18 protein-coding genes and 1 rRNA gene are annotated in these 19,203 nt (G+C 37.4%); 12 read left to right on the top strand and 7 right to left on the bottom strand.

Annotation, left to right across the window (positions count from 1 at the left end; all coding sequences use genetic code 11):
* Positions 1-360 precede the first annotated feature (360 nt).
* A complete protein-coding gene (locus tag JL53_RS09480; RefSeq protein ID WP_003719999.1) occupies positions 361-567 on the bottom strand; it encodes a hypothetical protein in 207 nt (68 codons plus the stop codon).
* A 27-nt stretch (positions 568-594) separates the two neighbouring features.
* On the bottom strand, positions 595-1,497 hold the full coding sequence (locus tag JL53_RS09475) for a methyl-accepting chemotaxis protein (RefSeq protein ID WP_038407486.1): 903 nt from the start codon (positions 1,495-1,497) through the stop codon (positions 595-597).
* Positions 1,498-1,685: 188 nt separating this feature from the next.
* Between JL53_RS09475 and JL53_RS09470 the strand changes: the two genes are divergently transcribed.
* Positions 1,686-2,237: a GNAT family N-acetyltransferase gene (locus tag JL53_RS09470; RefSeq protein ID WP_003719997.1), complete on the top strand. Its 552-nt coding sequence runs from the start codon at positions 1,686-1,688 to the stop codon at positions 2,235-2,237.
* Positions 2,238-2,288: 51 nt separating this feature from the next.
* Here the strand turns inward: JL53_RS09470 and JL53_RS09465 are convergent, their stop codons facing one another.
* Positions 2,289-3,254 carry a cation diffusion facilitator family transporter gene (locus tag JL53_RS09465; RefSeq protein WP_003719996.1) on the bottom strand — a complete coding sequence of 322 codons (966 nt, stop codon included), beginning with the start codon at positions 3,252-3,254 and terminating at the stop codon, positions 2,289-2,291.
* Between the two features lie 205 nt (positions 3,255-3,459).
* Here JL53_RS09465 and JL53_RS09460 point away from each other — a divergent pair, with 205 nt between their 5' ends.
* Together JL53_RS09460 and mprF are read left to right on the top strand one after the other, a co-directional pair.
* The gene (locus JL53_RS09460; protein ID WP_003719995.1) at positions 3,460-4,134 is read left to right on the top strand and encodes a VanZ family protein; all 675 of its coding nucleotides are present in this window, start codon (positions 3,460-3,462) and stop codon (positions 4,132-4,134) included.
* 25 nt (positions 4,135-4,159) lie between these two features.
* Positions 4,160-6,757, top strand: coding sequence for a bifunctional lysylphosphatidylglycerol flippase/synthetase MprF (mprF, locus tag JL53_RS09455; RefSeq protein WP_038407485.1), 2,598 nt, complete (start codon positions 4,160-4,162; stop codon positions 6,755-6,757).
* Between the two features lie 17 nt (positions 6,758-6,774).
* On the opposite strand, the gene JL53_RS09450 is transcribed toward mprF, so the two are convergent.
* On the bottom strand, positions 6,775-7,677 hold the full coding sequence (locus JL53_RS09450) for a TIGR01777 family oxidoreductase (RefSeq protein ID WP_038407484.1): 903 nt from the start codon (positions 7,675-7,677) through the stop codon (positions 6,775-6,777).
* Positions 7,678-7,773: 96 nt separating this feature from the next.
* Between JL53_RS09450 and recX the strand changes: the two genes are divergently transcribed.
* From recX to JL53_RS09435, 3 genes are read left to right on the top strand one after another with little or no spacing between them, the layout of a single operon-like run.
* On the top strand, positions 7,774-8,583 hold the full coding sequence (recX, locus tag JL53_RS09445) for a recombination regulator RecX (protein WP_038407483.1): 810 nt from the start codon (positions 7,774-7,776) through the stop codon (positions 8,581-8,583).
* Between the two features lies 1 nt (position 8,584).
* Positions 8,585-8,818 (top strand): YfhJ family protein, encoded by a 234-nt coding sequence (locus JL53_RS09440; protein ID WP_038407482.1) that lies wholly within the window; start codon positions 8,585-8,587, stop codon positions 8,816-8,818.
* An 11-nt stretch (positions 8,819-8,829) separates the two neighbouring features.
* Positions 8,830-9,291 carry a dCTP deaminase/dUTPase family protein gene (locus JL53_RS09435; RefSeq protein WP_003719991.1) on the top strand — a complete coding sequence of 154 codons (462 nt, stop codon included), beginning with the start codon at positions 8,830-8,832 and terminating at the stop codon, positions 9,289-9,291.
* A 32-nt stretch (positions 9,292-9,323) separates the two neighbouring features.
* On the opposite strand, the gene JL53_RS09430 is transcribed toward JL53_RS09435, so the two are convergent.
* Positions 9,324-10,304, bottom strand: a complete 981-nt coding sequence (locus tag JL53_RS09430; protein WP_038407481.1) for a metal-dependent hydrolase — start codon at positions 10,302-10,304, stop codon at positions 9,324-9,326.
* 201 nt (positions 10,305-10,505) lie between these two features.
* On the opposite strand from JL53_RS09430, the gene mutY reads away from it, so the two are divergent.
* The 3 genes from mutY to ntdP all read left to right on the top strand — a co-directional run bounded on the left by mutY (position 10,506) and on the right by ntdP (position 13,028).
* Complete coding sequence (gene mutY / locus JL53_RS09425; protein ID WP_003719988.1) at positions 10,506-11,603, top strand: A/G-specific adenine glycosylase; 1,098 nt, start codon at positions 10,506-10,508, stop codon at positions 11,601-11,603.
* Positions 11,604-11,607: 4 nt separating this feature from the next.
* Positions 11,608-12,354, top strand: a complete 747-nt coding sequence (gene fabL, locus JL53_RS09420; protein ID WP_038407479.1) for an enoyl-[acyl-carrier-protein] reductase FabL — start codon at positions 11,608-11,610, stop codon at positions 12,352-12,354.
* Positions 12,355-12,500: 146 nt separating this feature from the next.
* A complete protein-coding gene (ntdP, locus tag JL53_RS09415; RefSeq protein WP_003719986.1) occupies positions 12,501-13,028 on the top strand; it encodes a nucleoside tri-diphosphate phosphatase in 528 nt (175 codons plus the stop codon).
* Positions 13,029-13,070: 42 nt separating this feature from the next.
* Here ntdP and JL53_RS09410 read toward each other — a convergent pair whose 3' ends face one another.
* A complete protein-coding gene (locus tag JL53_RS09410; RefSeq protein WP_014093046.1) occupies positions 13,071-14,159 on the bottom strand; it encodes an aromatic acid exporter family protein in 1,089 nt (362 codons plus the stop codon).
* A 104-nt stretch (positions 14,160-14,263) separates the two neighbouring features.
* Positions 14,264-15,562 (bottom strand): glutamate-1-semialdehyde 2,1-aminomutase, encoded by a 1,299-nt coding sequence (locus JL53_RS09405; RefSeq protein ID WP_038407478.1) that lies wholly within the window; start codon positions 15,560-15,562, stop codon positions 14,264-14,266.
* 142 nt (positions 15,563-15,704) lie between these two features.
* Here JL53_RS09405 and JL53_RS09400 point away from each other — a divergent pair, with 142 nt between their 5' ends.
* The 3 genes from JL53_RS09400 (at position 15,705) to JL53_RS09390 (ending at position 19,159) form a co-directional block, all read left to right on the top strand.
* A complete protein-coding gene (locus JL53_RS09400; protein ID WP_038407477.1) occupies positions 15,705-16,646 on the top strand; it encodes an NAD(P)-dependent oxidoreductase in 942 nt (313 codons plus the stop codon).
* A gap of 82 nt (positions 16,647-16,728) precedes the next feature.
* Positions 16,729-17,175, top strand: a complete 447-nt coding sequence (perR, locus tag JL53_RS09395) for a peroxide-responsive transcriptional repressor PerR (protein ID WP_038407476.1) — start codon at positions 16,729-16,731, stop codon at positions 17,173-17,175.
* 434 nt (positions 17,176-17,609) lie between these two features.
* Positions 17,610-19,159: ribosomal RNA gene (locus tag JL53_RS09390) — 16S ribosomal RNA — on the top strand.
* Positions 19,160-19,203 lie beyond the last annotated feature (44 nt).

Genomic DNA, 19,203 nt, shown 5'->3' with positions numbered 1-19,203 from the left:
CAAAAATTCGATTACAGCGACTCACTGGGTTTGCTATAGTTAAATACAAGTAGAAGATGTGATTAGTGATAAAGTTAGTTCCATGGTTCGGCATCGTGATAATGTGTTTACCGTAAACTACAATGTGAGTGACTTCCAATTTGTCACTGCCGTTGATTTAGCGACTGCGTTTAAAGTGCAATGGGAATTTAGTTTGTATGTCTAAAGCAAACGAGGCAGGGACAAAATGGTCTCTAAAAAGAAACATAAGCAGAAATCATGTCTATTCCATTTTTCAAAAATGGCTCTATACAATGATTCCTGCTTTTCTATTTTTCCATTTTATTGCTAAATTTTAGTTATGTTCCTACCTCGTTTTATTTAACCAAGTTCTTTCCAATGCCAATTTCCAATATGTAATCCTCTGTCCATTTCAATAGATGTAAAACTTTCTGCTCTCGCTTCTGTTTTTGCCTTTGTTAATGATGTGGTACTTCCAAAACTATTGGCAGTTTCGTAGTAATATTCTTGGTTGTCAGAACGAATAATAATGGCGCGACCAGAAGGATGTTTTCCAATGAGTTTCAAGATTTCTTCGCTCCTTTAAAAAATTATTTAAATCATTTTTGTAAAAGCACCTGCATTTTGATCCAAGGCAGTGGAAGCAGACTCGATTTGGCTGAAGTCCTCTAAAGATAAAATAAGCACTTCTTGGCTTTCCTCCACTTTTGCTTCGACACGTTCAGTTCCACTTGAAATGGTATTGATTTCTTGGGTTATACCATTTACGCTTTTTTCCACTTCTTTAATGGCTTCTTCCACACGGCTAGATAATTTGCGAACTTCTTCGGCAACCACGCTAAATCCGCGTCCAGCATCCCCAGCACGCGCCGCTTCAATCGCCGCGTTAAGAGCAAGCAAGTTCGTTTGCGAGGCAATACCATTAATTGTATGAATAATCCCGTGAATATTTTGCGCTTCTGTTTGTAAATCATGTAAAGTATCGGTATTTTCATTGGATTCTTTCGTGATAGATTTCACGAGTTTGAGGAGGGATTCACTACGCGTTTTTCCAACACTGGAATGTTCTTTTAAATTTGTTGCCATTACTTTTAATCCTGCTGCAAAATCATGGACTGTTTCTTCTCTTCGTGTAATATCAGTGGCAATTTTTGCTACACCTATAACAGTTTCATCACGAATGATTGGAATATAAGTAGCTTCAAACCAAACACGTTCTCCACGCGCATTCTTACGTTCAATTTTATTTTGAAATTTTTCACCAGCAAGTAGGTTCGTCCACATTTGTTTGTAACTAGCACTTTGAACAAATTCTGGAAAACATAAATCAGGATGTGATAATTGTAGCATTTCGTCTGCTGTATAACCCATTGCTTCAGCAAACAAGTTATTTGCATAAATCACTTTTTTATTTATATCAAAACGAATTATTGCCACGTTTTGAAGCAAACCATCAAGTAGGAGAGTAGCGTCTTCTGTTTCATTGTTGATATTCATTTAAAAAACCTCCATTTTTTAGAAAAATAACATAAAAATAACTAACAACAACATAATAACACACTTATATTCGTATTAGAAGGTTTATTTTTTAATAAAATGGGTAATGGACGAAAAATGAATAAGAGTCTTGCTTGCAATCGCCTAAAAACAATCTTATAATTTAGAAAAATGCTGGAGGGATTAGGATGCAAATTACAGGGGAACGAATTTATCTGAAACCATTTCAATTATCAGATGTGAATCAAAAGTTAGCATTTCATTTGAAAAACAAATCATTTTTTGCGGGTTATTCTACAGAACGAGATGAGTGTTTTTATACACTGGAAGAGCAACAGGCACTTATTTTACGATTAGAAGATTTTGCTGCAAGTGACGTCGAATATTATTATGGAATATTTCTAAAAGATACTGACGACTTAATTGGGACCATTAATTTGTTTAGTATTTTGCGTGAATCTTTACAATCTGCGTTTATTGGTTATTTTCTAGATAAGGAACATAATGGAAATGGCTATGCGACAGAAGCAGTAAAGTTAATGGTTGATTTTGGCTTTGATATTCTTGGCCTTCATCGTATTGAAGCAGGGGTAATGCCAAAAAATGAACGTTCTAAGCAGGTGCTTTTACATGCAGGATTTCATTTAGAAGGCTTGGCTGTCAAAAATGTTCGGATAAATGGGACATGGGAAGACCATCAAGTGCTCGCGATAATTAATCCAGAAGATGTAACTAATTAATAAAAGAGCCAAGTGAACGCCTGAAGGCAACACTTGGCTCTTATTTATTAACTAACGACCATCACCGTATTCCCAGTTCCGAATCGCATCATCTTCATCAAACGAAATGAGGACATCCGCTACACCGCGAAGTTTGCTAATATTTTCTTCTAGTCGATCTTTAATATCATCGACTTCAGCAAGTGTAAGCAGTGGATCCAGCTCAATTTCGACATCGACATGAAATACATCGCCTTCTTTTAAGACGGTTAACACTTGGATATCACGAACATCAGGGTCGCTCATTACTAGCTGACCGACTGTTAGATGCATACTTTTATCTGACTCACCAATAACTCCAGCAGCATTGTCCAAGAAGACTTTTCCGACCACGATAAACATCATTACACCAATTAACATCGAGGCAATACCTTCTGCTTGATGATAAGGTGTATAGTGCGAAATAATCACAGCAATCATCGCTAATAGTCCACCACCAGTTGCAACCGAATCTTCCAAGAATACCAGTTTTGTCGCAGCTTTGGCTTTACTTAAGTTAAGAATACTATCTTTAAACAACGCCAATCCTTTTGACTCTAAACCTACGTCATGTGCAATTTCGCGCATTGCTTTTACAAGTACGGAAAATTCAAGGGCCGTACAAAGCAAAAGAACAATTAAGTTAATAAGGAAACCAGTTGAACTAGTAGGGTGGATTATATGCGAAAAACCTTCTCGGATAGTCTCGAAAGCCATAATTCCAACGACGATAACTGCCCCTAACAATACTAAATTAACTATTCGACCAAAACCATGTGGGAAACGTTTTGTCGGTCTTTTTTTGCTTAAAGCCGAACCGATAAATACAAAAAATTGATTTGCTGCATCACCAAGACTATGTAATGTCTCTGCAAACATCGCAATATTTCCAGTGAAAAAGTAAGTAACTCCTTTAATAATCGAAACAATCGTATTGACAAGAGCGGCTGTTAAAGCTGATTTGTTGCCTTCTTTTAGTAATCCAAATAATTCCTTCATTCTAGTCTCCTCCACGAATATCATTAAGAAATTGTAGCACTTTTTCATGGAAAGGTAAAATGAGAACACGAATACCTTACAGAAGCTTGCAAAAATGTAAGTATGAACAACCTTTCTTTTCATTTTTATATCTGCTAAACTGTTACTAGTAGGTTATTTAAAGAGTTTGAATTTATCTTGAAACGGAAGGCGTTGGAATACAAACATGCAAGCCCAAAAATGCCGTTTTTTTGTATTGTTATTGCCAGCACTCTATCTTTTATATGGAGTATCGCTTGCATTACAATTTGGAAATAATGCAGATTTAATGAATACAATAGCAAATAGTTGCTTGCTTTTTATCGCAACAATCATTTTAACCAAAATGGCAAAATTGAAAAATTGGTTAGATTTTATCTGGTTTTGTGTTTTTATTCTATATATCTTTATTTTATTACATCTCGTTGCCTATATCGCAATTGGTGACTTTGTTAATAGTACATACACAGGCGATTTTCACATTCAAAAAGAAATGATTAATTTGATTCCATTCACTACGATTGAGAATACTTTTACGCAAACATTACCAACGATGCCGACAATTATTCAGATTATCGGGAATATATTACTACTATCTCCCTTATCATTTTTTTTGCTTTACTTCAAGATTACTAACTCTGGATGGAAGGCGTTACTTGTTGTCTTGCTTACATCATGTGGAATTGAATTACTTCAATTTGTTCAAACAACGATGATTACTGGATTTGAAAGTATATCTTTACCACCAGATCGTTCAACAGATGTAGATGATATCATATTAAATACATTAAGTGGATTATTCGGCGTGTTACTTGCTTATATGATTCCGCCGGTCAGGAAAAGAATAAAGAAAAGAAGATGAATGGATGAAGTAAGGAGAATTAATTATGAAAGAAAAATTAATGCAAGCTTATGGTTGGTTTCAAAAAAATAGTACGATAGTAAAAATTGTCTTTATCACATTTGTAATGGCTTTTGTTGTATTCGAAATTATTAGTATTGCTAGGGATATTGACTACCCATCTTTAAAAGCAAACTTAACATCACAAAGCCCTGAACAAATCTTTCTTATGTTTATCATTGGACTAATAGCAGTGACACCAATGCTTTTATACGACTATGTGATTGTTAAACTGTTACCTGGAAAATTTTCACCAAGTCATGTTGTAGCTTCTGGATGGATTACGAATACTTTTACAAACATTGGCGGGTTTGGTGGCGTACTGGGAGCAAGTTTAAGAGCTGGTTTTTATGGGAAAAATGCTTCTCATAAAGAAATTTTACTTGCAATCTCCAAAATCGCTTTATTCCTTGTTTCAGGGTTATCGATTTATTGTTTAGTTTCACTTACAACGTTATTAATACCTGGTTTTGCCGATCACTTTATTAAATATTGGCCATGGCTTCTTGCAGGGGGCTTATATTTCCCAATTTTATTTATTATTACAAAATGGAAGAGTAAGTCGTTGTTTGTTGACTTACCTCTTAAAAGAGAACTAACATTAGTTGTAGCTTCTTTGCTAGAGTGGGGGTTTGCATTTGGTTGTTTCGCTATTATCGGTGTCATGCTAGGTGAACCGATAGACATTTTCAAAGTATTTCCACTTTTTGTTATTGCTTCTGTAATCGGAATTGCATCCATGGTGCCAGGCGGGGTCGGAACATTCGACGTAGTAATGATTCTTGGCTTAAGTCAATTAGGTATTTCTCAAGAATTAGCGCTTGCCTGGATGTTATTTTATCGTATCTTCTATTATATTATTCCATTTATCGTTGGGCTATTATTCTTTGTTCAAAAAGCGGGCAAACGTGTTAATGACTTTTTGGAAGGATTGCCACTGCTATTTTTACAAAAAGTAGCGCACCGGTTTTTAGTTATCTTTGTTTATTGCTCGGGTTTATTATTAATTCTATCGTCTGCGATTCCAAATGCGGTATACCATGTGCCACTACTTTATAAGATTATGCCGTTTAACTTTTTGTTTACATCACAAATTACGATAGTTGCCTTTGGATTTTTACTTCTTGGACTTGCTCGTGGAATTGAATGTAAAACACAAAAAGCATATATTATTACATTTATAGTACTGGGCTGTGCGATTTTCAATACATTAGCTCGTGTTTTTTCTATCAAACAAGCTGTATTTTTAGGAATAGTCTTACTTTGTTTATTCTTAGCAAGAAATGAATTTTATCGTGAAAAACTTGTCTATACGTGGAGTAAAGTTATTATTGACAGTATTATATTTATTGTTTGTCTAGCAGGTTATATTATTATCGGTATTTATAATTCACCTAATATTAAACATTCCAAAAAAATTCCAGATTATTTACAAATTGCTTCAGAGCACTTGTGGCTAGTCGGTTTCGTTGGAGTTTTCATTGCTGTTGTCAGCTTAGTAATTATTTACATTTATCTCTCCACTACAAAAGAAAAACTAGGTTCTCCGTTTGAAGCAGTAAAAGTTCGAGAACATTTAGCCAAATGGGGCGGAAATGAAGTTAGCCATACGATGTTTTTACGTGATAAATTATTATTTTGGGCAGCTGGCGGAGAAGTGCTTTTTGCTTACCGAATAATTGCTGATAAAATGGTCATCATGGGGGAACCAACAGGTAATATGGACAAAATGGAAGAAGCAATTGAAGAAGTGATGACAAATGCTGATCGATTTGGCTATCGTCCAGTCTTCTATGAAGTTCGCGGTACGATGATTCCATATTTACATGATCATGGTTTTGATTTTATCAAGCTAGGGGAAGAAGGTTTTGTAGACGTTCAAACCTTTACAATGAGTGGTAAAAAGAAAAAAGGCGAGCGTGCACTAATGAATAAATTAGAGCGAGAAGGCTATACTTTTGAAGTGATTCAACCACCATTTAATAGTGAGACATGGAAGATTTTGAGAGCAATTTCGGATGAATGGCTGGATGGTAGAGAAGAAAAAGGATTCTCACTTGGGTTCTTTGACACCTACTATTTAGAGCAAGCAGATATTGCTATCGCTAAAAATGGAGAAGGTACGGTTGTAGGGTTTGCTTCAATGATGCCGTCTTACACCGACGAAATGACATCCATTGACTTAATGCGCTACTCAAAAGAAGCTCCATCTGGAATTATGGACTTTCTGTTCATAAATTTATTCGAAAAAGCAAAAGAAGATGGTTTCCAAACATTCAATGCTGGGATGGCTCCGCTTGCCAATGTTGGAGAAAGTAAATTTGCCTTTTTAGGAGAACGTTTAGCAGGACTAGTTTACCGCTACAGCCAAGGATTCTATGGATTCAAAGGATTACGGAATTTCAAGTCCAAATATGTTACTGAGTGGGAACAAAAATTTGTGGCCTTTAGAAAACGAAGCTCTATCGCGTTTACGATGCTTCAATTAATGATTCTTGTTGGAAAAAAACGACCACTTGCGAATAACCAAATAGTACTAGATCTTCCACTAGCTGAAGAAACCAAAAAAGCAGATTCTGAATAAAACAGAATCTGCTTTTGCTATTCAACTAAGTCATCTATTGCTTCTTGCAAGGTTTCAAACTGAAATTCAAAATGATTGCTCATTAATTTTTCTGGATAGGCTCGTTGACTGTCAAGAATCGTTACTGCGCGTTCACCAAGAACAAGCTTGATAATTCTTTTAGGAATAGGAGTGTTATAGGGTTTATGCATTTTTTTACCAAGTCTTTCAGCAAATTTCTTTTCTTGCACTGGGTGGGGTGCTGTAAAATTGACAACACCATTTATTTGTTCATGGTCGAAAATAAACAACATTGCTGCAACAACATCATCGACATGAATCCAGGAATACCACTGGCGACCACTACCTAATTTGCCACCTGTAAAAGTTTGGAACATTTTTTGGAAAATTGGGAACGAGCCACCACCCGTTCCAAGCACAAGTCCAAATCTAGCATATACCACACGAATACCCAAGTCACGTGCGGCACTGGCAGTCTTTTCCCATTCATAAACTGTTTTCCCAAGAAAATTTGGTGCATAAGGATTTTCTTCTGTGTCTAAATAAATGGTCGATTTAGATGTGTTATAGGCTCCAATCGCACTTGCATTAATCCAAAGTTTAGGCTTTATTTTCATTTTTTTAACAATTGATAAAAGTGCAGAAGTAGCTTCGATGCGGCTATTCACAATCACTTTTTTTCGATCATTTGTCCATTTTTCGTCCATTAATCCAGCCCCAGCAAGATTAATACAAATATCTATTGGCAAATCTTCCAAGTTAGGTAATTTATCTGACGTTAGCCATTCGATATAATGAACATTTGCGCGGTTTTGAAGCTTTTGCCTAGTTAAAATATAGATTTCGTGATTGGATTTTTCTAATTCATGTACTAAATGATCACCTATAAAACCAGTTGCCCCTGTAAGTAAGATATGCAATTTAATCACCTCTTCATTATCCTATATCTATATTCCCTTTTTAGTAGTATTAAAACCAATTTTTGAGGTATGATAGATAAGAGAGGGAGGCGTACTATGAAAATCACGTCCATAAGTGTCCAACAAAAAAATAAAGAACGTTACAACATTTTTATTGACGAAAAATACAACTTTAGCGTAGACGAAGAAGTTTTAGCGAGATTCCAACTAATGAAAGGCAAGACAATAACAGATTCAAAAATAGAAGAAATAAAACAAGCAGACATGGTGCGAAAAGGGCTGAATAAAGCAATTAATTTCTTATCACATCGTGTTCGGTCTGAAAAAGAAATTCGTGACTACTTGCGAAAACAAGAAATGGAGCGCTATGCAATTGATGCGATTTTGAAAAAATTAGCAGACATGGATTATATCAATGACGCAGAATTTGCCGAGCTATATACAAAAACACAAATTAAAACAACTTTAAAAGGACCACGGACGATTGAACGAGAATTAGTCGATAAAGGTCTCACACGAGAAATTATTAGTCAAGTTATTCAGGAATATTCAGAAGAAGCACAAGTCGAAAATGCTGAAAAACAAGCCCGGAAAATCATGCGTCGAAATAATAAGAGTGCCAAAAAAACATTACAACAAAAAATTATCACAGATTTAATCCAAAAAGGTTACACAAGCGAACTTGCAAAACTGGCAGCAACTAATGTCACCAGCGAATTAGATGCAGCTGACGAAATGGAAATCTTACAAAAACAACTAGAAAAAGCAATTCGTAAAAACAAACGCTATAAACCAAGTATCGCTAAGCAAAAAACGATAACATCACTAATGCAGAAAGGTTTTTCTTATGATACAATTCAATCATACCTAACGGAAAATGAGGTTAGTTTCGAGGAGGAAGAATGAAGTGTATGAGTATTTAGAAGAACTAACAGCGGAATTAATGGCGAAAAATCCGCATTTAGATAAAGAACAAGCCATATGGTGGATTGAAATGCTTTGGTCCGATTTCGAAAGCTCTTACGCAAAAGCCGGCTATCCGTATCGCGGCCCTCAGTATGCAGCGGACTATGTTCGGCAGCAAATCGAGCGCCACGGTAATTTTTTACATCAAGTTGAAAGAAAAGATCCAAACAAATAGGAGGCAACCAAGTGAAAGTAAGAGGTTTTGAAGTTGTAAATGAAGCGAGTAGAAAGTTTGTCAACCAAACGATATCTTTACCAATCCGCGGAGATAAAGGTTCAGCGGGATACGATTTTTTCTCCAATGAAACAGTAGTCATTGAACCAGGTGAAAAACATATTTTTTGGACCGACGTTAAAAGTTACATGCAAGAAGATGAAGTATTAAATATTCATGTACGCTCATCGATTGGCATCAAAAAAGGTTTACTACTTTGTAATGGGACAGGAATTATTGATTCTTCTTATTATAGTAATCCTGGAAATGACGGCAATATTGGAATAGCCATTAAAAATTTTTCCACAGAGCCTGTAGAAATTGAGCTAGGAGAACGTGTAGCACAAGGTGTTTTCCAGAAATATCTCATTGCTGATACGGATATTGTTGCTAATGAATCGCGTGTTGGTGGAGTTGGAAGTACTGGTAGATAATAAAAAGGTCCCGAAATTTTTCGGGACCTTTTTTAAAAACTAACAGGTGTTAGTTTTTTGTATAATTTTTCGGTAGAGAAAATCCAACCAGTGTAAGATGAGACAATTTTTAAATCATCATCTAATTTCACTACAGCTACAAAGGGATAATGTCCATTACTACGATAACGTAAATCTGTGAAAGTAACATAAGTTCCGTCTAATTTTTCTTCAATTCTCCAGTTATATACTTTGGAGAAAGAGATGAATGCTGCGAGATTTTTGTCTAACTTTGCAGAACGAATGATTTCGTTATCTGGCACAGGTACACGATCGAATTTTTCATAAATTGAAATGTTTCGTTTGAAAGCTCTACCTACATAATAGTGATCTTTTGTTGTAACTGCCACGCGCCACTGAAAGAAGTGAATCGTGGAAGCGATAATAATTTCTTCTGAGTCGGGAATCAAGTTTTGAACCGCATGTTTAATCATTCGCTGTGTTACAAACCTTGCTACATAATAAAATGCTAAGATGATATATAGCGTGATAAAGGTTGGAACAGCTGGTGAACCAAGTAACCAAGCTGCAATAGCAATTACGTGAGAACCGAAAATGAACCAATCAAAAGTATTGATAAATCCAAACGCGACCCAGGTTTCCTTAAACGGTCTAATCGCTTGTGTTCCATAAGCATTAAAGATATCTACAAAAATATGCAGCCCAACTGCGATAAATGTCCATAACAATAAATGAATGAATGTGGCTGCTGGGAAGAATAGGTATAAAATAGATGAAATAAGTAATGGCCAAATTGCAAGCATCGGTAAGGAGTGAGTTACTCCGCGATGATTTCTAATGTAATCAGCGTTATTTTTAAGTTTTAGTACAGTGTCAATGTCTGGGATTTGTGAACCAATAATTGTTGCTGTCATAATCCCAATGGCAGCTTGAGAACTTCCGGCCACGACCGGGTCTACAGTTGCTAACGCTCCGAGTGCAATTCCCATTACTACATGTGTGCCAGTATCCAATGACTTTTGCCTCCTCTAAAAATCGGTCTTTAAAATACAATTCTTGTTGTTTAAGTAAAGCACAACACTATTCAATTAAGCTGGCATTCGGTATAATAGAAATCGGCTTAAGAAAGGGTATACTTTTTTATTCCCTGTTTACATTATACTACACATCTCTATAATCACACATTAGAAATCTATTAGAATTACAAGGAGAAAATGAGAAAAATGAGCAGATTAACTTGGGACGAAGAAAAAATAACTGCCTTTCAAAAAGGACTCGTTTCCTGGTATGAAGCGAATAAGCGTATATTACCATGGCGTGAAAATACTGATCCTTATCGAATTTGGGTCTCAGAAATTATGTTACAACAAACTAAAGTTGACACAGTAATTCCATATTTTAATCGCTTTATGAAACAATTTCCAACGATGGAAAGGTTTGTAAATGCAGATGAAGCAGCTATTTTAAAAGCATGGGAAGGGCTTGGCTATTATTCGCGAGTACGAAATCTTCAAACCGCGATGAGGCAAGTGATGGCGGATTTTTCTGGCACGATTCCGAACGATTTAGCAACCATCTTATCTTTAAAAGGGGTAGGTCCATATACAGCGGGTGCTATTTTAAGTATCGCCTACAATCAAGCTGAGCCTGCAGTTGATGGTAATGTAATGCGTGTAATTGCACGTGTGTTAGAAATCAATGAAGACATCATGAAGGTATCTACACGAAAGATTTTTGAAGAAGTACTTTATCAATTGATTGACAAAGATAGTCCCGCATCGTTTAATCAGGGGTTAATGGAAATTGGTGCACTTGTTTGTACGCCAACTAAACCAATGTGTTTGCTTTGCCCGCTTCAGTCATTTTGTGAGGCGCATAAAAATGGCGTAGAAACAAATTATCCCGTTAAAATCAAAAAAGTAAAAACAAAAACAAAACAACTGCTGAGCATCCTTGTTTTTTCAGAAGATGGCAAAGTTGCGATTGAAAAAAGACCTGAAACCGGCTTGCTTGCCAATATGTGGCAGTTCCCAACCATAGAAATTGCTAAGAAGGAAAATAAAGAAGTGGTTAAATTACAGTTTTTACATAAATATAACCTAGATGTGTTACTAGACAGGGAACCAATCGCGCATATTAAACATGTATTCTCGCACTTAGTTTGGGAAATGGACATCCAAGTAGCGACACTTCAATCATCAGAAGTAAGCGAAAATTGGTATTTTGCAACAGAGGAAGAAATGGCACGACTTGCTTTTCCGGTTCCTTATCAAAAAATGTGGCAAGTCTGGAAACAATATAAGGGGGAGTAACAAAATGAACAAAGTAGCACTAATTACAGGAAGTAGTAGAGGGCTTGGCCGTGAGATTGCGATTGCGTTTGCCAAAGAAGGGTATGATATAGCAGTTAATTTTTCAAGAAACCGAAAAAAAGCAGAAGAAGTGAAACTAGAAATTGAACAATTAGGCAAAAAATGTGAAATTTTTAAAGCGAATGTTGGCGATGTGGAAAAAATTAAAGAACTATTTGCAGCTGTGGATGCGGAATTTGGAAGATTAGATGTATTTATTAATAATGCAGCAAGTGGAGTACTCAGACCACTAATGGAGTTAGAAGAGTCGCACTGGGATTGGACGATGAACATTAATGCTAAAGCGTTACTTTTTGCTGGTCAAGAAGCAGCAAAATTGATGCAACGCGAGAACAGCGGAAAAATTATCAGTCTTAGTTCTATTGGATCAATTCGTTATTTGGAAAACTATACTACTGTTGGAGTTTCTAAAGCTGCAGTAGAATCACTTACTCGCTATTTAGCTGTAGAACTAGCCCCTTTTGGGATTGCTGTGAATGCAGTTTCTGGTGGTTTAATCGAAACAGAGGCTTTAAATCATTTTCCAAATCGAGAAGCATTACTTGAGGATGCTGTAAGTAAAACACCTGCAGGGCGAATGATAACCCCTGTTGATTTAGTAAATGCGGTCCTATTTCTTGCTAGTGACAAAGCAGATATGATTCGAGGGCAAACTATTTTAGTCGATGGTGGGAGAACGCTACTTGTATAGTTAAGCTGGAAATCAATCATTTTTGGGTTAAATCATAGTTTTTTGATGAAATTGTACCATTTCAGCACAATATTGTTTTTTTGCAGTGTGACGTTATGTTATAATGATATTGATTTTGATAGTACATGAGGAAAGTAGGATAAAGGATGTACTTACCCAAAGAGAAAGAAATAATACAAATCAAGAGCTACAAACATAACGGTAAACTTCATCGTACTTGGAAAAAGACAGTGGTGCTTAAGTCTACGGAAAATATTATTATCGGTGGAAACGACCACACATTAGTTGTGGAAGCAGACGGACGTAAATGGGTAACGCGCGAACCATCTATTTGCTATTTTCATAGTGATTACTGGTTTAATGTAATTTCAATGATTCGCGAAGATGGTATCTACCATTATTGCAATTTAGGTACACCCTTTGCAGTTGATGAACAAGCGTTGAAGTACATTGACTATGACCTCGATATTAAAGTATTCCCAGATGGTAGGTTTCATTTGCTTGATGAGGGCGAATACGAACAACACCGTCGCCAAATGAAGTATCCAGACTCTATTGACCGGATACTAAAGACTAATGTAGATGTGTTAAGTCACTGGATTTTGGACAAAAAAGGTCCATTTTCACCTGATTATATCGACATTTGGTATGAAAAGTATAAAGAATACCGTTAAAAAAACGAGCTTTGGAATTCATTTTCCAAGCTCGTTTTTTGTTTATTCTTCATTCACGTTAATATCAATCTGATTTTCTTCTGTATGTCGAAGTTTAAAGCTATGAATTAATTTTTCTAAATAGTCAACAGTCTCTTGATAAGCGAAGATAGAAGCAATAATGCGCATTAAATGATATTTGTCCATCATTTCTTCGTACTCATCTTTTTCTGTTTCTTCCATTTCACGTAGGAAAAGTTGCATTAAATCTTGCGGGTCTTGTGCCAAATGTGACTCGACATAATCAAGATCAATCGAAACTTTGTCGATATAAGTAAGAAGTAACTGTTCATGCTTATCTGTTAAATAATCAATATGCTGTCTAATTAATTCTTGTTTATCTGGCGGCAGTTGTAAATAATCATTTTCGTAACGATGTTGGATTTTTAAAAGTTCAAAACCTTTTTGCGAACAAAGTAGCATTTGCCTATATACGGCAATTTTTCGACCTTTAGAAACCGCATTTTTTTTAAGAAATGTTCGCTCTTCACGGTAAAATCCATATAAGTTACGTGTTTGATTCAACTGTTTTTGCATCCATTCCATATCTTTTTTTAGAAGAGGGAAATCCGCAGCATGGCGAAGGTTTAGTTTAATCCATCGAACAATCTCACTATTGGTATTGTAAATTAACTGGAATAACGAAACTTCGTATTTTGGCGGAATAAAAAATAAATTAACGATAAAAGCGGCAACTAAGCCCAACATAATTGTTCCAAAACGAATAAGTGCAATTTCTAAAAAGTCATTACCAGGTGAATCCATGACAATAATGAGTGTCACAACGGCAAGACCAATTGTATTCTCTAAGCGGAGCTGCATTAATAAAGCAACACAGATTATCGAAGCAACACCAATTAAGATAAAATCATTCCCAATATATAGTCCGAAAATTATCGCGATGATTGCGCCAATAATATTCCCTTGTGCTCGTTCTAAAATAGTTCGATATGACCTATAAATAGAAGGTTGGATAGCAAAAACGGCGGAAATGCCTGCCAGAGATGGAGAAGGTGAGTTGCAAAGCTCGGCAATAAAAAGCGCAAGTGTTATTGCAATACCTGTTTTCAAAATTCTAGCTCCGAATTTCATGGAAGGTTATTCCTTTCTATAGACTATTTGAGCGGAATTTTGTTACACTCCGCTCATTCTTATTCTATTATAACGTTTCTCTCGAGTTTATACAGTAATATTACCTAGTTATCTTGAACCATTTTTGCGAATACTGTATTCACAGCGCGAATAGTTTCTTCAATGTCTGCTTCTGAATGCGCCGAAGTAATGAACCAAGCTTCGTATTTTGATGGCGCTAAGTTAATACCTTCTTCTAACATCCCCTTAAAGAACTGACCAAATAATTCTCCGTTAGTAGCACCAGCTTCTGCGTAGTTTGTAACGGCTTCATTTGTAAAATACACAGTTAAAGCACCGACAATTTGGTTTACTGTTACGGCAATACCATACTTGTTAGCTGCCTTTTCAATGCCATCTTTTAACATTTTGCCATATTTTTCAAAACGATCATAAAGCCCTTCCTCTTGTAAAACCTCTAAACAAGCAATGCCAGATAAGATGGATGCTGGATTTCCAGCGTGTGTACCAGCCTGATAAGCCGGACCAAGAGGAGCCACCTTTTCCATAATATCTACACGACCACCATACGCACCGATTGGAAGCCCGCCGCCAATAATTTTGCCCATCGCTGTCAAATCAGGAGTAACCCCAAGGTAGTTTTGCGCACCACCATACATAAAACGAAATGCCGTAATAACTTCATCATAAATTACTAAAGAACCATTCGCATGTGCAAGTTCATTGACGCTTTCTAAAAATCCTTCTGCTGGTTCGACCATACCAAAGTTTCCAACAATCGGTTCGACTAAAACAGCCGCAACTTGCTCTCCCCAAACAGTAAGTGCTTTTTTAAAAGATGCTAAATCATTAAAAGGCACCGTAATCACTTCTTCTGCGGTAGATTTTGTTACTCCAGCTGAATCGGGAATACCAAGCGTCGATGGTCCAGAACCTGCTTCTACTAAAACTAAATCAAAGTGTCCGTGATAACATCCTGCAAATTTAATTATTTTATCTCGTCCTGTATAAGCGCGAGCAACACGAATAGTAGTCATTACAGCTTCTGTCCCAGAATTAGTAAAACGAACTTTTTCAAGGGAAGGTATGGCTTCTTTTAACATTTTGGCAAAAGTAATCTCATGTTTGGTTGGTGTACCATATAAAACACCATTTTGTGCTGCTTTTGTAATTGCTTCTGTAATATGAGGATGCGCGTGCCCTGTAATAATTGGCCCAAATGCCGCTAAATAGTCAATATATTTATTGCCATCTACATCATAAAAGTAAGCACCGTTAGCTCGTTCCATTGTAACAGGAGTTCCGCCCCCAACACCTTTGTTCGACCTAGATGGACTATTCACCCCACCAACTATATGTAAAAGTGCTTCATCATGTAATTTTTCTGACATCGAATGATTCATTTTGTCATCGCCTCCATATTTTAATACCTTCTATATTCTATGCGAAATATCGAGATGTCGCAATCGAAAAACAAGATAATTGCCGATAACCGAAAAAAAGAATAAAATTAACTTAAAGTATAAGAATGGGGAGAGAGGCAAAATGAAAGTCCTATTTACATTAGATGTTCCAAATCACCTTAAAAAATTACAAGAAGACAAATTTCCAGAAGATACTTTCTATTTTGAGAGCAGTAATCATTTTGCCAACCTATCAGAAGTAGATGTAATAGTCACTTATGGATCAAATTTAACAGAAGAAATGATAAAGAGTGCTAACAAATTAAAATTCATTATGGTCTTTTCAGCAGGAATAGACAGTCTGCCTCGAAAAATTATTCAAGCCAGAAAAATAAAAGTAGCGAACGTAAGAGGGATTCACGCTATTCCGATGGGGGAGTATGCACTTTCTTTTATGCTGAATCACGTAAAAAAAGCAGCTTTCTTCTATGAAATGCAAAAAAGTAACCGCTGGGAAAGCGAAGAGCCAATCACGGAATTAGCAGGTAAAACGGTTGTGGTTGCTGGTACAGGAGCAATTGGATCAAAAGTGGCGGAATTTGCCCAAGCTTTTGATATGCATTTAATAGGTGTTAATGCAACTGGCCATCCTGTCAAACATTTTGAGCAAACATATGCCATCAAAGAGTTAGAAAAAGTAGCTCCGTTAGCAGATTTTTTTATCAGTGTGCTACCCCAAACCGAGCAAACCATAGGGATATATCCACTATCTTTCTTTGAACAAATGAAACGTAATGCTGTTTTCGTTAATATTGGTAGAGGAAGTGCTGTTACTTTAGATGTATTAGAAACAGCAACGAAACAAAAATTGATTTCCCATTTTTATCTAGATGTGTTGCCGGAAGAACCTCTGCCAACAAAAAGTTACTTGTGGCAAGCACCGAATGTAACAATCACTCCACATGTATCAGGACATTCAGACAAATACCTTGACCGGAGTTTTGAAATTTGGCTAGAGAATATCAAACATTATAAAGAAAACACAGATTTGCGAAATGAACTTAATTTAGATAAAGGCTATTAAGCTCTAATTTATGGTGTTCTATTGACATTAAGGCGTTATTTCCGGTATTATGAATACAATAATTATATTTGGAAGGGAGTGCATGGCGGTGTCTAATGCAACTCTAAAAGAGGCGGTAGATGTCTTGAAGAAAACAGGAGTAAGAATAACTCCTCAGCGTCATGCCATACTTGAATTCTTAATTAACTCACATACACACCCAACCGCAGATGATATTTATAGAGCTTTAGAAGGCAATTTTCCTAATATGAGTGTAGCAACTGTATATAATAATTTGCGCGTCTTTCGCGATGCTGGTCTAATTAAAGAATTATCCTATGGTGATGCTTCTAGTAGATTTGATTTTTCTACGTCTAATCATTATCATGCAATCTGTAACGATTGTGGAAAAATAGTAGATTTCCATTATCCAGGTCTTGATGAAGTAGAACATTTTGCAGCACATGTAACTGGATATGAAATTAATAATCATCGCTTAGAAGTATATGGTACATGTCCAGAGTGCAAAGAAAAACAATCAAATAAATAATCAAAAACACTTAGCTAGGCTGGGTGTTTTTTTATTTTTATTTAATTTTATGCATAATTCAGTTGACATATATCTCAAAACTTGATATATTAGTTTTCGGCGCTACAATAGCAGTGTTTTAAAAGAATTTTATTCATAAAATAAATTCAAAAAGTTGTTGACAGATAAGCGTTGAAATGATATGATTTAAAAGTCGCAAAAAACAAACGAAAACATTCTCACATCATGAATTTAAGTGACTGACTGACCTTTGAAAACTGAACAAAGAAGAAGACGAAAAGCAATGAGACGTAAAGTCTCACTGGTAATCGCAGGGCAGAAAACAGAAAGCTGTTTTCAACAAAACAAACTAGTAATTTAATTGCTAGCGAAGTCAATTTGACGCAAGGAATCTTATTCACGGTGTTGAATAAGTATTCAAATTCAATTTATATTTTAAAGAGAGTTTGATCCTGGCTCAGGACGAACGCTGGCGGCGTGCCTAATACATGCAAGTCGAACGAACGGAGGAAGAGCTTGCTCTTCCAAAGTTAGTGGCGGACGGGTGAGTAACACGTGGGCAACCTGCCTGTAAGTTGGGGATAACTCCGGGAAACCGGGGCTAATACCGAATGATAAGTAGTGACGCATGTCATCACTTTGAAAGATGGTTTCGGCTATCGCTTACAGATGGGCCCGCGGTGCATTAGCTAGTTGGTAGGGTAAAGGCCTACCAAGGCAACGATGCATAGCCGACCTGAGAGGGTGATCGGCCACACTGGGACTGAGACACGGCCCAGACTCCTACGGGAGGCAGCAGTAGGGAATCTTCCGCAATGGACGAAAGTCTGACGGAGCAACGCCGCGTGTATGAAGAAGGTTTTCGGATCGTAAAGTACTGTTGTTAGAGAAGAACAAGGATAAGAGTAACTGCTTGTCCCTTGACGGTATCTAACCAGAAAGCCACGGCTAACTACGTGCCAGCAGCCGCGGTAATACGTAGGTGGCAAGCGTTGTCCGGATTTATTGGGCGTAAAGCGCGCGCAGGCGGTCTTTTAAGTCTGATGTGAAAGCCCCCGGCTTAACCGGGGAGGGTCATTGGAAACTGGAAGACTGGAGTGCAGAAGAGGAGAGTGGAATTCCACGTGTAGCGGTGAAATGCGTAGATATGTGGAGGAACACCAGTGGCGAAGGCGACTCTCTGGTCTGTAACTGACGCTGAGGCGCGAAAGCGTGGGGAGCAAACAGGATTAGATACCCTGGTAGTCCACGCCGTAAACGATGAGTGCTAAGTGTTAGGGGGTTTCCGCCCCTTAGTGCTGCAGCTAACGCATTAAGCACTCCGCCTGGGGAGTACGACCGCAAGGTTGAAACTCAAAGGAATTGACGGGGGCCCGCACAAGCGGTGGAGCATGTGGTTTAATTCGAAGCAACGCGAAGAACCTTACCAGGTCTTGACATCCTTTGACCACTCTGGAGACAGAGCTTTCCCTTCGGGGACAAAGTGACAGGTGGTGCATGGTTGTCGTCAGCTCGTGTCGTGAGATGTTGGGTTAAGTCCCGCAACGAGCGCAACCCTTGATTTTAGTTGCCAGCATTTAGTTGGGCACTCTAAAGTGACTGCCGGTGCAAGCCGGAGGAAGGTGGGGATGACGTCAAATCATCATGCCCCTTATGACCTGGGCTACACACGTGCTACAATGGATGGTACAAAGGGTAGCGAAGCCGCGAGGTGGAGCCAATCCCATAAAACCATTCTCAGTTCGGATTGTAGGCTGCAACTCGCCTACATGAAGCCGGAATCGCTAGTAATCGCGGATCAGCATGCCGCGGTGAATACGTTCCCGGGCCTTGTACACACCGCCCGTCACACCACGAGAGTTTGTAACACCCGAAGTCGGTAGGGTAACCTTTTAGGAGCCAGCCGCCGAAGGTGGGACAGATAATTGGGGTGAAGTCGTAACAAGGTAGCCGTATCGGAAGGTGCGGCTGGATCACCTCCTTTCTAAGGAAAAGGAAACCTGTGAGTTTTCGTTCTTCTATATTTGT

The organism is Listeria ivanovii subsp. londoniensis (assembly GCF_000763495.1).
GTDB classification, from domain to species: Bacteria; Bacillota; Bacilli; order Lactobacillales; family Listeriaceae; genus Listeria; species Listeria londoniensis.
The sequence above is the reverse complement of the archived record's forward strand: the minus strand, read 5'-3'. Positions and strand labels throughout refer to the sequence as shown.